The sequence below is a fragment of the Streptomyces sp. NPDC060205 genome (assembly GCF_042728395.1).
In the GTDB taxonomy this organism is placed as follows: domain Bacteria; phylum Actinomycetota; class Actinomycetes; order Streptomycetales; family Streptomycetaceae; genus Streptomyces.
This window is the reverse complement of the sequence record NZ_JBHWZP010000250.1, coordinates 1-14048: the sequence shown is the minus strand read 5'-3', so window position 1 is coordinate 14048 and position 14048 is coordinate 1. Positions and strand designations below refer to the sequence as shown.

15 protein-coding genes and 1 pseudogene are annotated in these 14048 nt (G+C 71.0%); 1 reads left to right on the top strand and 15 read right to left on the bottom strand.

Features of this window, described 5'->3' with window-relative positions; genetic code table 11:
• Positions 1–116 precede the first annotated feature (116 nt).
• Complete coding sequence (rpsB, locus tag ACFWGJ_RS32470) at positions 117–1043, bottom strand: 30S ribosomal protein S2 (RefSeq protein ID WP_387331827.1); 927 nt, start codon at positions 1041–1043, stop codon at positions 117–119.
• Between the two features lie 374 nt (positions 1044–1417).
• Between rpsB and ACFWGJ_RS32465 the strand changes: the two are divergent.
• Positions 1418–2062: pseudogene (locus ACFWGJ_RS32465) on the top strand (peptidoglycan DD-metalloendopeptidase family protein); the annotation flags it as partial.
• Positions 2063–2265: 203 nt separating this feature from the next.
• Here ACFWGJ_RS32465 and ACFWGJ_RS32460 read toward each other — a convergent pair.
• From ACFWGJ_RS32460 to rimM, 14 genes are all read right to left on the bottom strand, one after another.
• Positions 2266–2823 (bottom strand): TetR/AcrR family transcriptional regulator, encoded by a 558-nt coding sequence (locus tag ACFWGJ_RS32460; RefSeq protein ID WP_387331829.1) that lies wholly within the window; start codon positions 2821–2823, stop codon positions 2266–2268.
• Positions 2824–3141: 318 nt separating this feature from the next.
• Positions 3142–3984: an RNA polymerase sigma factor WhiG gene (gene whiG, locus ACFWGJ_RS32455; RefSeq protein WP_387331825.1), complete on the bottom strand. Its 843-nt coding sequence runs from the start codon at positions 3982–3984 to the stop codon at positions 3142–3144.
• A gap of 278 nt (positions 3985–4262) precedes the next feature.
• Positions 4263–5432, bottom strand: coding sequence for a DNA-processing protein DprA (gene dprA, locus ACFWGJ_RS32450; protein ID WP_387331823.1), 1170 nt, complete (start codon positions 5430–5432; stop codon positions 4263–4265).
• On the bottom strand, positions 5429–7051 hold the full coding sequence (locus ACFWGJ_RS32445; protein WP_387331821.1) for a YifB family Mg chelatase-like AAA ATPase: 1623 nt from the start codon (positions 7049–7051) through the stop codon (positions 5429–5431). Before ACFWGJ_RS32445 ends, dprA begins: the two co-directional genes overlap by 4 nt.
• On the bottom strand, positions 7051–7476 hold the full coding sequence (locus ACFWGJ_RS32440) for a YraN family protein (RefSeq protein WP_387331819.1): 426 nt from the start codon (positions 7474–7476) through the stop codon (positions 7051–7053). The genes ACFWGJ_RS32445 and ACFWGJ_RS32440 overlap by 1 nt, the downstream gene beginning before the upstream one ends.
• Before the next feature lie 152 nt (positions 7477–7628).
• Positions 7629–7937 carry a DUF2469 domain-containing protein gene (locus tag ACFWGJ_RS32435; RefSeq protein ID WP_055510545.1) on the bottom strand — a complete coding sequence of 103 codons (309 nt, stop codon included), beginning with the start codon at positions 7935–7937 and terminating at the stop codon, positions 7629–7631.
• A gap of 55 nt (positions 7938–7992) precedes the next feature.
• Entirely contained in the window at positions 7993–8514 is a 522-nt protein-coding gene (locus ACFWGJ_RS32430; protein WP_387331817.1) for an NUDIX hydrolase, read from the bottom strand.
• Positions 8504–9250 (bottom strand): signal peptidase I, encoded by a 747-nt coding sequence (lepB, locus tag ACFWGJ_RS32425; RefSeq protein ID WP_387331815.1) that lies wholly within the window; start codon positions 9248–9250, stop codon positions 8504–8506. The genes ACFWGJ_RS32430 and lepB (ACFWGJ_RS32425) overlap by 11 nt, the downstream gene beginning before the upstream one ends.
• A 77-nt stretch (positions 9251–9327) precedes the next feature.
• Positions 9328–10278, bottom strand: coding sequence for a signal peptidase I (gene lepB / locus ACFWGJ_RS32420; RefSeq protein ID WP_387331813.1), 951 nt, complete (start codon positions 10276–10278; stop codon positions 9328–9330).
• A complete protein-coding gene (lepB, locus tag ACFWGJ_RS32415; RefSeq protein ID WP_387331811.1) occupies positions 10163–11248 on the bottom strand; it encodes a signal peptidase I in 1086 nt (361 codons plus the stop codon). The genes lepB (ACFWGJ_RS32420) and lepB (ACFWGJ_RS32415) overlap by 116 nt, the downstream gene beginning before the upstream one ends.
• Positions 11241–12035 (bottom strand): signal peptidase I, encoded by a 795-nt coding sequence (lepB, locus tag ACFWGJ_RS32410; RefSeq protein WP_387331809.1) that lies wholly within the window; start codon positions 12033–12035, stop codon positions 11241–11243. Before lepB (ACFWGJ_RS32410) ends, lepB (ACFWGJ_RS32415) begins: the two co-directional genes overlap by 8 nt.
• A 45-nt stretch (positions 12036–12080) precedes the next feature.
• On the bottom strand, positions 12081–12431 hold the full coding sequence (gene rplS, locus ACFWGJ_RS32405; RefSeq protein WP_107021806.1) for a 50S ribosomal protein L19: 351 nt from the start codon (positions 12429–12431) through the stop codon (positions 12081–12083).
• 136 nt (positions 12432–12567) lie between these two features.
• On the bottom strand, positions 12568–13389 hold the full coding sequence (trmD, locus tag ACFWGJ_RS32400) for a tRNA (guanosine(37)-N1)-methyltransferase TrmD (RefSeq protein WP_387331807.1): 822 nt from the start codon (positions 13387–13389) through the stop codon (positions 12568–12570).
• A complete protein-coding gene (gene rimM, locus ACFWGJ_RS32395) occupies positions 13389–13976 on the bottom strand; it encodes a ribosome maturation factor RimM (protein ID WP_387331805.1) in 588 nt (195 codons plus the stop codon). Before rimM ends, trmD begins: the two co-directional genes overlap by 1 nt.
• Between the last annotated feature and the right edge of the window lie 72 nt (positions 13977–14048).

The following is a 14048-nucleotide window of genomic DNA, read 5'->3' as shown; positions in this document are numbered from 1 at the left end:
GAGTCGGCGTCCGCCGCTGATCGGGCGGGCGTCCACCGAAGATCTACGGGCTGGGGGTGAACGGCGGGCGACGCACCAGGCGCCGCCCGCCCTCACTCAACCGTGACGCTGGATCGTCAGGCCTGCTCGGCCGCGGCCGGCTTCTCGGCCTCGGCCTCGGCGGGGGCCTCGGCGGCAGCCGGAGCCTCGGCCTCAGCGGCGGGGGCCTCGGCGTCGGCGGCCGGAGCCTCGGCGGCGGGCGCCTCGGCAGCGGTCTCGTCGGCCTTCTTCTCGCCGCCCTCAAGCAGGTCGCGCTCCCACGCGGCGAGCGGCTCGCCGGCGGCCTTGTCACCCTCGGCGGCCTTGCCGGCGCCGGAGCGGGCGATGAGGCCCTCGGCGACGGCGTCGGCGATCACGCGGGTGAGCAGGGTGACGGAGCGGATCGCGTCGTCGTTGCCCGGGATCTTGTAGTCGACCTCGTCGGGGTCGCAGTTGGTGTCGAGGATGGCGACGACCGGGATGTTGAGCTTCCGGGCCTCACCGACCGCGATGTGCTCCTTCTTGGTGTCCACGATCCAGACGGCGCTGGGCACCTTGGACATCTCGCGGATACCGCCGAGGGTCTTCTCCAGCTTGGCCTTCTCGCGGGAGAGGACGAGCAGCTCCTTCTTGGTGAGGCCGGACGCGGCCACATCCTCGAAGTCGATCTGCTCAAGCTCCTTGAGGCGCTGCAGACGCTTGTAGACGGTCGAGAAGTTGGTGAGCATGCCGCCCAGCCAGCGCTGGTTCACGTAGGGCATGCCGACGCGGGTCGCCTGCTCGGCGATGGCCTCCTGCGCCTGCTTCTTCGTGCCGACGAACATGACCGTGCCGCCGTGGGCGACGGTCTCCTTGACGAACTCGTAGGCGCGGTCGATGTACGACAGCGACTGGAGCAGGTCGATGATGTAGATGCCGTTGCGCTCGGTGAAGATGAAGCGCTTCATCTTCGGGTTCCAGCGACGGGTCTGGTGACCGAAGTGGACGCCGCTTTCCAGCAGCTCCCGCATCGTGACGACGGCCATGGCCGTACTCCTTGGTGTTCTCGGTTGTGCCGCGTCCGCCGGACGGCGGTCGCGCCTGACGCCCGCATTGCGCCTTGCCACGAGGGACCGAGGGGCGCTGACACCGGCTGTTTGACGGCCTGATGTCGGGGCGTGCGAAGTCGACCCGGTGACCCGGATCGCCACAAGAAGTGTACGGGACCCACGGGGTGCCGGGTGACGCCGCTGTCCACAACCGACGGGTACTCCACAGATCCCGGCCATGATCCCTTTTTTCATGCCGTTCGAGGCACGGTTCTCGCATGCGAGCAGATCGTTTTCTTCGTACGGGGCCGGTGCCGCGGCCTGCCGTCACGGTGCCGCTCACGAGGGTGCGCGCCATGAGGGTGCACACCATGGCGTCGGCGGCCGCCGTGCTGGTGCTCGGCCTGCTGCTGGGCCTCGCCCTCGGCGGCGGACCTGCGGCCGTCGCCCGTGCGGGCGTCGGCGTCGGCGTCGGCGTCGGCGACACCGGCGCGGATGCCGGTGGGGGTTCCGGCGGAGGTCGTGGCGGCACGGACACGCCAGTCCCGCCGGTCCCGCCGGTTCCCGCCGTCGGCCGTGCCTGGCCGGTGGGGTCACGCCCGCCGGTGACCCGCGGCTGGGAGCCACCGGCGACCGTCTACGGCCCTGGCCACCGGGGCGTCGATCTCACCGCGGCCCCCGGCACCCCGGTCAGGGCCGTCGCGCCCGGCCGCGTCTCCTTCGCCGGCCGGGTCGCGGGCCGCGGGGTCGTCTCCGTGGAACTGACCGGCACGGGCACCCCGCCCCTGCGCACGACGTACGAACCGGTGGCGGCGACGCTGAAGAAGGGCGCCGAAGTGACCGCGGGCGAGGTGGTGGGCGTACTGGAACCGCCGACGTCCCACTGCCCGATGTCATGCCTGCACTGGGGCCTGCGCCGCGGGGACACCTACCTGGACCCGCTGTCACTGCTGCCCCCATGGCTGCTGACCAGGGGCCCGTCCCGCCTGCTACCGGTCACGGGAATCCCGGAGCCGGAGCCCGAGCCGGATGCGGCGCCGGAAGGGGGCCCGGCACCGAAAGCAGGAGCGAGCACGGGAACCAACGCGAGAACGAGCACGGGAGCGGGCGCGAGAGCAGGAGCGGGAGCCAGCGCAGGGGCGGGAGCCAGCGCAGGGACGGGAGCCAGCACAGAAGCGCAAGGCAGAGCAGGCGCGGGACCGGCGTGACGCAGCCGCACTCAGCCGCGCACGCCCCGCAGAGCCATCGACACCGCGGCCTCGGTGATCACCCCGGGCTCCTCGGCCGCACCGAGTTCGATCCTGCGCACCGCCGCGTCCGCGATCCCCTGGAGGAGCATCGCGGCCATCCGGGGCTGCTCGTGCCCCATGTCCCGCAACGCCTCCACGATCATCGCGACGAGCCCGCCGTGCGCGGCGCGGATCTTCTCGCGCGCACCGGCGTCGAGTTCGCTCGCGGAGATCGCCACGACGGCCCGGTGCCGCCGGTCCCCCACCAGGGCGAGCTGGCTGCGGACGTACGCCTCGACCTTGCCCTCGGGTGTCCCGGCCAGCGACATCGCGGTCTCGACCTCAGCCGCCCAGAGCGGGAAGTCGACCTCGCAGAGCTCTTCGACCACCGCCGCGCGGGATCGGAAGTACTCGTACACGGAGGACCGCGCGAGCCCCGTTCGCTCGGCGAGCGCCGGGAACGTCAGGGCCTCGGTCCCGCCCTCGGACAGCAGGGACCGCGCAGCGTCCAGCAGGGCGGCTCGCTGCATCGACCGGTGCTCGGCCACGGAGGCCGCTCGAATCCTTGGCACGCCCCCCACTTTACGGACGCCCCGCGCGGGACGGGAGACTCTCGCCCGTCACCACCTCGATCAGTCGCCGATCGGCGGCACGGACCCGAAGGATTTTCACCCGCCGGACCAGCCTGCGAAACGGCTCCCGCACGCCAGGGAGAAGCCCCGGCGCGGGACGGTTCCGCGAGGTCAGCGGGACGGGACCGACAAACACGGGCGGCAGACGCCGGCCTGCGGACTGCGGACTGCGGGCGGCGGGCGGCGGGCGGCGAACCAGCGGGCGGCAAGAGCGGCGGCCGGCGATGGGCGGGCTCAGCGCCCGAAGCTCGCCAGTTTCGCCCGGAGCTGGAGCACGGACTTGGTGTGGATCTGGCTGACGCGGCTCTCCGTGACCCCGAGCACATTGCCGATCTCGGCGAGTGTGAGGCCCTCGTAGTAGTAGAGGGTCACCACGGTCTTCTCCCGCTCGGGCAGCGTATTGATGGCCCGCGCCAGGAAACGCCGCAGCTCACGGTCCTCCGCGACCTCCACCGGATTGTCGGCCGCGGTGTCCTCAAGGGTGTCCATCAGGCTCAGCCGGTTGCCGCCCTCCCCGCCGACATGCAGCAGCTCCTCCAGGGCCACGACGTTGGCCAGCGACAACTGGCCGAACACCGCGTGCAGTTCGTCGACCGCGATCCCCATCTCGGCGGCCACCTCGCACTCCGAGGGCGTGCGCCGCAGCCGCGCCTCCAGCGTCGCGTAGGCCCGCTCGACATTGCGCGCCTTCTGCCGCACGGACCGGGGGATCCAGTCCAGTGCCCGCAGTTCGTCGATCATCGCGCCGCGGATCCGCGTGATCGCGTACGTCTCGAACTTGATCTCCCGCTCGATGTCGAACTTCTCGATGGCGTCGATCAGCCCGAACACGCCCGACGAGACGAAGTCCGCCTGCTCCACATTCGGGGGCAGCCCCACGCTCACCCGGCCGGCGACGTACTTCACCAGCGGCGAGTAGTGCAGGATCAGCTGCTCGCGCAGCCGCCCGTCGCCCGTGGTCTTGTACGACCTCCACAGCTCGTCGAGCGTCGAGGGGGCGGGCGGCCGCACGCCGCCGTCACGGGCGGCGGGGGGAACCGCCGCCGCCCGGTCGGACCCGGAGGTGTGCTGGGGCATGCGTAGCCTTGTGCCGTTCTGCAGTGAACTGTGAGTAACTGCGTGAGCTGTCGGTCTGATGTCGAGTTGCCTGTCTGAGTCGGAATCCATGTGAGCGTAGCGTGACTGGGGAGTCGCAGTGTGCGAACGGTGCTGGACTCACCGTGCGCAGATACGTTCCGCTGGACGTCCCGTGGGGGCATGGCCGTCGCCGTGCGTGATCACCACGAAGCGTCAACTGACGGAAATCCCGGGGACTTCGGGGGGTAGCCCGGACGGCCGAACACTCTCGGTCAGCGTCACCTCCGATCCGTGCCGATGGACAGAGCGGCCTGGCGTGTCAACTTCCAGCCGTCGCCGTGTCGTTCGACGAAGCCAAGTGAGCGGAGTTCGTACAGTCTCGCGACCACGTCGTCCTCGGACGTCCCGGCGTCCCTGGCGATCTCCTGTCGCGAGGCCGCCTCCCGGGCCGGCAGCGCGGCCAGCACCCGGGCGGCCTCCGGGTCCAGCAGGTCGCGCGGCAGCACCGGTCCGCGCCGGGCCGGGGCCAGTTCACCCATGTCGCCGACCAGCTCGGCGACTTCCGCGGCGTCGGTGACCAGCACCGCGTCCCCGCGCAGGAGTTCGTGCACACCCGCGGAGAGGCCGCTGGTGACCGGACCCGGTACTCCTATCGTGAATCTGCCCAGCCGCTGAGCGGCCCGGGCGGTCGCCAACGCACCGCTCCGGTACGCCGCCTCGACGACCACCGTGCCGCGCGTCAGCGCCGCGATGACCCGGTTCCGCAGGATGAACCTGCTCGGGGTCGGATGGTCGCCGGGCGGCAACTCCCCGACCACCAGACCCTGTTCGGCGATCCTGGTGATCAACTGCGTGTGGCCGCGCGGATAGGGCCGGTCGACCCCGCAGGCGAGCACGGCGACGGTGGCACCGCCCGCGCCGAGGGCGCCCCGGTGCGTCGCGCCGTCCACGCCGTAGGCACCTCCCGAGACCACGACCCACCCCCGCTCCGCGAGTCCGGCGCCGAGCGCCGACGCCATGTGGGCGCCGTACTCGGTGCAGGCCCGTGCCCCCACGACGGCGACGGAGCGCAGTGCCCATATCCGCAGGCTGGGCAGCCCTCGCACCCACAGCCCGACGGGCCTCGCGTCCCCCAGGTCGTCGAGCTGGGCCGGCCACTCGGCGTCGCCGGGGCACACGAACCGTGTCCCGCTGTCCCGTGCCACCGCGAGGTCCCGCTCCGGGTCCGCCCGCTCGGCCCGTGCCCGCAGGCCCGCCCATCTGACGTCCGTCACACCCGGCAGCTGCTGTCCGCCCCCGGCGAGGCGCCGGACCACCTCCTGCGTTCCGCATTCGCGGAGCCATCGCCCGCAGACCTCGTCCCCCGGTTCGACGACCCGTGCGAGGAAGGCCCGGTGGAGCCGCTCCCCGTCCCCGCCCGCTCCACCCACCGGGAAGTTCTGGTTCACCGGGAGGCCCCGATCGCCATCGGCACCCCCCGGGGAACCCCGGTGCGCAGTTGCAGCGCGAGCGTCACGTCCGCCACCCCCGGCCGGTCCCGGCCGGCGAGGTCCGCGACGGTCCAGGCGACCCGCAGGACGCGGTCGAGCCCCCGGGCGGTGAGCACACCGCGCTCCAGACTGCGCTCCGCCTCGTCCATGGCGCCCGGGGACGCGTACCACCGGCTGCGGAGTTCACGGCCCGGGACCTCGCTGTTCGTGCGCCAGGGGGTGTCCGTCAGGCGTGCGGCGGCCCTCGCCCTGGCCTCCCGCACCCGGTCGGCGACCGTCTCGGTGGTCTCGCCCCGCGCGCCCCGCTCCGTCAGCTGGGCACGCGTGACGCGGTCCACCTCCACCCTTAGGTCGACGCGGTCGAGCAGTGGTCCGGAGAGCCGGGCCTGATAGCGGCGGATCGTGGAGGGCGAGCACTCGCACAGGGAGTCCCGCTGCGAGAAGCGGCCGCAGGGGCAGGGGTTGGCGGCGAGGACCATCAGGAACCGTGCCGGGAAGCGCACGACACCCGCGCTGCGGGCGATCACCACATGCCCGGACTCCAGAGGCTGACGCAGTGCGTCGAGGGCCCGGCTGCTGAACTCCGGGGTCTCGTCCAGAAAAAGAATTCCCCTATGGGCGAGCGACACCGCCCCCGGCCGTGCCACCCCCTGGCCGCCGCCGACCAGGGCCTGCATGGTCGCCGAGTGGTGCGGGGCGCAGTAGGGGGCGACGTCGACCAGGGGTTTGCCCGGTGGCAGCAGGCCCGCGACCGAGTGGACGGCCGTGACCTCAAGGGACTCGCTCCGGCCGAGCCGCGGCAGGATGGCGGGCAGCCGTTCGGCGAGCATGGTCTTGCCCGCTCCCGGCGGCCCCTCCAGGAACAGATGGTGTCCGCCGGCCGCGGCGACCTCCACCGCGGTCCGTGCCGAGAGCTGGCCGACGACGTCGGCGAGGTCGTGCTCGTGGTCGTGGTGCGTGGCGCCCATGCTGTGCATTCCGGTGGCCGCGCCCGTGCCCGGCATGCGCAGGCCGGCGAGCGGATCGGTCCGGCCCTGCTCGTCAGGGTCCTCGTCGGGCACCGGTTCGTCGGTGAGGACCGCGATGAGCTGGCGGAGGCTGCGGACGCCGAGCACGGACACACCGGGCACCAGGGAGGCCTCGGCTGCCGCGCTCTCCGGTACCACCACCTGTTCGTATCCCGCCTCGGCGGCGGCCAGCACGGCCGGCAGCACTCCTCGTACCGGCCGGACCCGGCCGTCCAGGCCCAGCTCTCCGATCATGACGATGTCGGCGAGCACGCGGGGATCGATGCGCTCCGAGGCGCCGAGGGCCGCGCAGGCGATGGCGAGGTCGAATCCGCTGCCGCCCTTCGGGACCGAGGCCGGGCTGAGGCCCACCGTGAGCTTCTTCTGCGGCCACTCGCCGCCGGAGTTGACCACGGCCGCCCTCACGCGGTCCTTGCTCTCCGTCAGGCTCTTGTCGGGCAGCCCCACCAGCGTGAACGCCGCGACTCCCGGCTCCAGGTCCGCCTGGACCTCGACGACGACACCGTCCACGCCCACGAGGGCCACCGAGCACGTACGCGCGAAGCCCATCAGGCCGCCCCTCGCACGTGCTCCACGACGGGGGCGCCGCGGTCGGGCAGCAGGACACCCACGACGTCGATGCGGACGCCGCCGGGTGGCGCCCCTCCGTGTTCCTGCAGCCAGCGCTCGGCGAGGCCGCGCAGCCGCTCGGCCTTGACGGGGGTCACGGCGGCCATCGGATGCTCGAAGGGCCCCGCACGGCGGGTCTTGACCTCGCAGACGACCAGCGCGTCGCCGTCGCGGGCCACGATGTCGATCTCGCCGGTCCGGCCCGCGCGCCAGTTGCGCTGCAGGACCGTCATGCCGGCCTCGGCCAGCCGCCGCGCGGCCAGGTCCTCGCCGTACCTGCCGAGTGCGTTGCGCGCCTTGGACGCGTGGGGCGCCCCGGAAACCTTGGATGCCCTGGATACCTTGGATGCCTTGGAAGTCTTCATGTCGGCACCACCTCCGGCGCCAACACTGAGCCCCTCGCGATCCACTGTTGGATCTTGGTGGACGGCCGCTCGACTGTGGACAACTCAGTCACCCGTACGAGCGGCCGCCGTAGGACTTACGGGATCGTCAGCCCCGTCCCGACTGCCCGGTCCTAGCTGCTCGGCAGTTCGAGGTCGCTCTTGTTCAGCTCCTCGATGTTCACGTCCTTGAATGTGAGGACGCGTACCTGCTTCACGAACCGAGCAGGTCGGTACATGTCCCACACCCAGGCATCCGCCATGGACACCTCGAAAAACACCTCGCCCTGAACCGAGTGCACCTGCATCTCGTAATCGTTGGTGAGGTAGAAGCGCCGTTCGGTCTCGATCACATATTTGAACAGACCGACGACATCGCGGTACTCCCGGTAGAGCTTCAGCTCCATCTCGGTCTCGTACTTTTCGAGGTCCTCGGCGCTCATGGCATGTTCCCCTTCAGCCGTGCGTCCCCCTATTGTGCGCCAGCCCCGCGAGCCCCTAGACGATTTCCGTGTCGAGGGTCTCGGGCCTGGCCGGGGGCCCTTCGTCGAGCAGCCTGAGCAGCAGCTCGGCGAGTCTGGTCGGATACACCGTCTCATGTGCCCGGGCAAGTTCCCGGCACGTCCACCAGCGCGCTCCGGCGACACTGCGCCGTTCCAGCTCGGTCAGCCCCGTCGCCCGGGTCGCCGTCTGCGTCGTACGGCCCAGGAAGTACCACTCGTCCTGGTCCCAGCGACGCCCCGCGAACGGGAACGAACAGGTCCGCCGCCACAGCACCGGACCCAGCTCGACCTCGGTGATGCCGGTCTCCTCCGCGACCTCCCGCAGGGCGGCCTCTTCGCGTGTCTCGTCGCCCTCCACACCGCCGCCCGGCGTGAACCACCAGTCGTCCGACGGGTCCTCCGGCTCGTGCCCGTGCAGCAGCAGGATGCGGTCCCGCGGGTCCAGCAGCACCACCCGGGCGACCTTCCGCAGCTCACCGAGGTCACCGGCGGCCGGCACCGACGCGTCAGCCGGCAAGGGCCCGCTCCCCCGCCCCCGTACGGCTGCGGCGGCGTGCCGACCGGTTGGCGACCGGCCCGTACGCGGCCCCGCCGAGGACGAGTACCGCGCCCGCCACGACCGCCGCGAGGACCAGCCGCAGGGGCCCCGGCTCGGAGATGCCGCCGAGCGTCTCGAAGCCGGTGGGGCGGGCCAGCATGCCGTTCATGGGCCAGGCCACCGCGTCGACGCGCGCGTTCACCGCGCTGCGCGGCACCGTGCCGTTGCCGGCCTCCGTCAGATGGGCGGTGGAGTCCAGCGAACCGCTGCGCTCGTCACCGAGCAGGAAGAGCCGGTCCTTGGGCACCTCGATGGAGGGGATCGTGGACGACTCGGCCGCGCTGCCCTTCGGCAGATACGGTTCCTCGATCTTCTTGCCGTTGACGGTCAGCTTGTCCTGCGTACAGCAGGCGACCGTGTCCCCGCCGACGGCGACGACCCGCTTGACCATGGGCATGTCGCCCCAGGTGGACTGCTTGAAGACGACGACGTCACCGCGCTGCACCTCGGAGCCGTCGATCCGCTCGGCGAGCACGCGGTCGCCGCCCGCGATGGTGGGCGACATCGAGTCGGTCGGCACGGTGTAGGGCTGGTAGACGACCGCTCCCCAGGCGAATCCACCGAGGAAGAGCACACAGCCGAGGGCCACGGCCAGCCCCGACAGCTTGCTGCCGAGCCGTCCGCGGCCCTCGTCCGTACGACTTGTCCCGCTCATCCCAGTGCTCCCCAACTCGGAGAATCGACCTCGCGGCCCAGGTCGGACCGCGGAAGATCGGCGTCTGGGACGGCACCCTACCCGGCGGTACGCGACCCAGAAACCCTGGTGTTCCCGACGGTAAGGCGACGCCTGCGCCACAGCACCAGCGGCAGCGCGCCCGCGAGTCCGAGCGCACCCGGAGCGGCGGCGGTCAGGTTCTGGTCGAAGGTGTCCGGCACCGGAAGCGTCGACCAGCGGGTGGGCGGCCAGGCGACGACGATCGCACGGCCCACCACGTTGTCCACGGGCACGAAGCCCTGGTGCTTGTCCTGCTGGTGGTAGCGGGAGTCCAGCGAGTTCTGCCGGTGGTCTCCCATGACCCAGATTTTGCCTTCGGGAACCTTCACCTTGAACTGGCCGCCGGCGTCGTCCATGGTGCACGGCGTGTTCCCCGGGTACACATAGGGCTCGTTCAGCGCCTTGCCGTTGACCTTCAGCGGGCCGGTGCCCTTGCATTCGACGGTGTCGCCTGCGACGCCGACGACGCGCTTGATGAGGTCCTTCTCCTCGGCGGAGGGCATCAGGCCGATCCAGCTGAGGGCCGTCTGGATCGCGTTCGGGCTGGGCGTCGGCTCGCCCGCCAGCCACTTGTCGGGGTCGTTGAAGACGACGACCTCGCCGCGCTCGGGCTCCGAGCCGAACCACGGGGTCAGCTTGTCGACCAGGACGCGGTCACCCTGCTGAAGGGTGTTCTGCATCGAGTCCGAGGGGATCGAGAACGCCTGCACCAGGAAGGACTTGATCAGCAGCGCGAGAACCAGCGCGATGCCGATGAGCAGGGGGAGTTCCTTCCAGAAGGACCGCGGCTTCTTGGGCGCCGGGGTGGTCCCGTCGGAGTCCCGCCCGTCACCGCCCGTGCCGTCGCCGGAGTCATCTCCGGGGGCCACGGCGTCCTCGCCGGCCGGCGGGGCCGACTCTTCGGGTCGTCCCGGTCGTTCCTCGGGCCCCTCGTGTCCGGATCGTGCGCCGACCGCCAAATCCCCCACATCCACTCCTCACTCCGTGCCGCCGCCCGCGCCGGATACGACGCAGGCCCACCACTCCCATAACGAGCGGGAGTTCCGCAGGGGTCGGGAGCGGGATCAATCCATATCGATCCGCGGTGGCCACCCTATGCGACGTGTCGAGTGCGGTGGTCGCTCCGCCGGCCACGTCGGGCACGGACGCGTAGGTGTCGGGTTCCTTGAGCTGAGTCCAGTGCCCGATGGGCCAGGCGATGACCATGGCGCGGCCCACGACGTCCTCGGAGATGGTGCCGTTGTACTTCTCGGTGCGGTGGAAACGGGAGTCGGCGGAGTTGGACCGGTGGTCGCCCATCACCCACAGGCGGCCCACCGGCACCTTGACCTCGAAGACCAGCGAGGAGGGTTTGTCGCCGGGGTTGATGTAGGGCTCGTCGAGCGGCATGCCGTTGACGGTGACGCGGCCCTGGGTGTCGCAGCACTTGACGGTGTCGCCGCCGACCGCGACGACCCGTTTGATCAGGTCCCGGTCGTTGTCGGAGGGCAGCAGACCGATGAAGGTCAGTGCCTCCTTGACCTGCTTGACGACGATCGGGTCCTCCTTCTTCGCCGTCGGCTGTTCGTCCTCCAGCCAGCCGCCGGGGTCCTTGAAGACGACGACGTCGCCGCGCTCGGGCTTCGAGCCGAACCACGGGGTCAGCTTGTCGACCAGGACACGGTCGCCGATCCGGATCGTCTGCTCCATGGAGCCCGAAGGGATCACGAAGGCCTGGACGAGGAACGTCTTCAGGACGAGCGCGATGAGCAGCGCGACGCCGATCAGGAGAGGTATCTCCTTGATCGCGGAGCGCTGCCTGCGCCGCTTGACCCGCCGGGCCAGCTTGCGCCGGTCGGCCCGGCCGGGCATGACGGGGCCGCCCGTGCGCCGGGAGCCCGTGGGCAGGAGGTCCTCCGCGGCACTGTGGGTGCCGCGGGGCTTGCCGCGATTACCCATGGACACCGTCCACGGCCTTGCGCCCGCCGGCCCCGGGAGAGTTCGCCGGAAGGAGGGCCGGCAGGACCGCCGGGAGGAGCGAGCCCGCGGCGTCGGGCACGCGGGCGTAGCCGTCGGCCCGTCTCAGGCCGGTCCAGTGCCCCAGCGGCCAGGCGATCCAGTCGGCTCTGCCGATCACGTCGCCGACGGGGATCATGCCGCCGCCCGGGGAGCCGAGGTGGTCACGGGAGTCGCTGGAGTCGCCGCGGTGGTCACCCAGGACGAACAGGGTGCCGTCGGGGACGGCGACGTCGAAGGACACTTCGGACGGCTCGTTCCCCGGGTACAGAAACGTCGACTCGTCGACCGAGCGGCCGTTCACCTCGATCCTCCCCTGCCTGTCGCAGCAGACCACATGGTCTCCCCCCACGCCGACCACACGTTTGATGTAGTCGGCGTCGCCGAAGTAACCGGTGCCGTCGAACACGACGACGTCACCGCGCCTCGGCTCAGCACCGAAACGGTACGCCAACTTATTTACGAGAACGCGGTCCCCGATCCTCAATCCCGGCTCCATCGAGCCACTGGGAATTTCGAACGGCTGGATCACGAACCGGGTGAGCAACAGCAGGGAGAACAGACAGAACAGCACGGTCAGGGTGATCCGCCCGCCCGGCAGCCAGTCGGCGGCCCGGGCCACCAACGCGAAACGCGACCGTTCCTCCGCCCCCTGTGTGTCCGAGATCTCCTCGGACATGACGGGGTGGGAGGAGCGGTCGCGCTCCGTGTGCTGTGCTTCGGCGTCCATGTGGGCCAGATGCTATCCGGCCCTGACGAGGGACCCGGAGTGAGCTCAGTTGTCGCGCTTCTCCTTGATCTTCGCGGCCTTGCCGCGCAGCTCACGGAGGTAGTAGAGCTTCGCGCGACGCACGGCGCCGCGGCTGACGAGCTCGATCTTCTCGACGATCGGGGTGTGCACGGGGAAGGTGCGCTCGACGCCGACGGAGAAGGAGACCTTGCGGACCGTGAAGGTCTCACGGACACCGGCGCCCTGGCGGCGGATGACTACACCCTTGAACTGCTGCACACGCGAGCGGTTGCCCTCGATGACGCGGACGTGGACGTTGACGGTGTCACCCGGGCGGAAGGCCGGGACGTCGCTGCGCAGCGACGCTGCATCGACGGACGCGAGCAGGTTGGACATGATCGTCTGCTTTCTTCGCCGATGCCACAGGTCATCGACGGAAGTCGGTGTTTCCAGAAGGTGGGCTGTTCTCGTCGGGGCGGGCGTCGTGTCCCCCTGTGGCAGGGGCGCACGCCGGACGACGTACAGCAGCGGCCTATTCTTCCACGGTGTCGGGCCTGCGCCCAAATCGGCCGTCGGGCCCGGGCTGCCAGCCCAGGATCGAGAGCATTTCGCGGTCCTTCTTGTCGAAGGCGGCGGGGTCGCAGCGCTCGATGAGGTCCGGTCTGTTGGCGGTGGTGCGCCGCAGCGCCTCGTCCCGGCGCCAGCGGGCGATCCTGCCGTGGTGGCCGCTGACCAGCACGTCCGGGATCTCCCGGCCGCGCCACCGGGGCGGCTTCGTGTAGACCGGCCCCTCCAGGAGGTTCGCCATGGCTCCCGGCGCGAACGAGTCGTCGCGGTGCGACTCGGCGTTGCCGAGGACGCCGGGCAGCAGCCGCGCCACGGCCTCCGTGACGACCAGGACGGCCGCCTCGCCGCCGGCCAGCACGTAGTCGCCGATGGAGACCTCGTACACGGGCATGCGGGTCGCGTACTCGTCGATGACGCGGCGGTCGATGCCCTCGTAGCGGGCGGGCGCGAAGACCAGCCAGGGGCGCTCGGAGAGCTCGACGGCGAGTTCCTGGGTGAAGGGACGGCCGCTGGGCGTGGGGACGACCAGGACGGGTCCCTGGGAGCCCGTCTCGTAGCCGTCGGCGAGGACGGAGTCCAGTGCGTCGCCCCAGGGTCCGGTCTTCATGACCATGCCGGGGCCGCCGCCGTACGGGGTGTCGTCGACCGTGTTGTGGCGGTCGTAGGTCCACTCCCGCAGATCGTGCACGTGCACGTTCAGCTGTCCACGCGCGCGTGCCTTGCCCACGAGGGAGACGTTCAGGGGGTCCAGGTACTCGGGGAAGATCGTGAGGACGTCGAGCCGCATCAGGCGCCGGCCTCACCGGAGGAGTCGGAGGGATCTGACGAATCGGTGTCCGCGTCCCTGGCGGAGGCGATCTCCGCGCGGTCGTCGATCAGTCCGGGCGGCGGGTCGATGACGGCGCGCTGCTTCTCCAGGTCGATCTCGACGACGATCTCCTCGACGAACGGGATCAGCACCTCGGTCCCGTCCGGCCGCTCGACCACGAAGAGGTCCTGGGAGGGCAGGTGCGAGATCTCGGTGAGCCGCCCGACCTCGGTGCCGTCCGTCAGGACGACGTCCAGGTCCATGAGCTGGTGGTCGTAGTACTCGTCCGGGTCCTCGGGCGCCTCGTCCGGGTCGACGTCGGCGATCAGCAGGGTGTTGCGCAGCGCCTCGGCGCCGTTGCGGTCGCGCACCCCCGCGAAACGCAGCAGGAGACGGCCGCTGTGCACCCGTCCCGTCTCGATGGTCAGCGGACCGGCCGAGGCGGGGTCCGTGGCCAGGACGGCACCGGGCGCGAGCCGCAGCTCCGGCTCGTCGGTACGTACCTCGACGGTGACCTCGCCCTTGATGCCATGGGCGCGGCCCACCCGCGCGACTACCAGCTGCACTTGCTTGATCTCCTGTCGTGTGTCCACGGTTTCGGCGCGTGGACGACTACGGGCCGGGGACGGCCCGAAGGC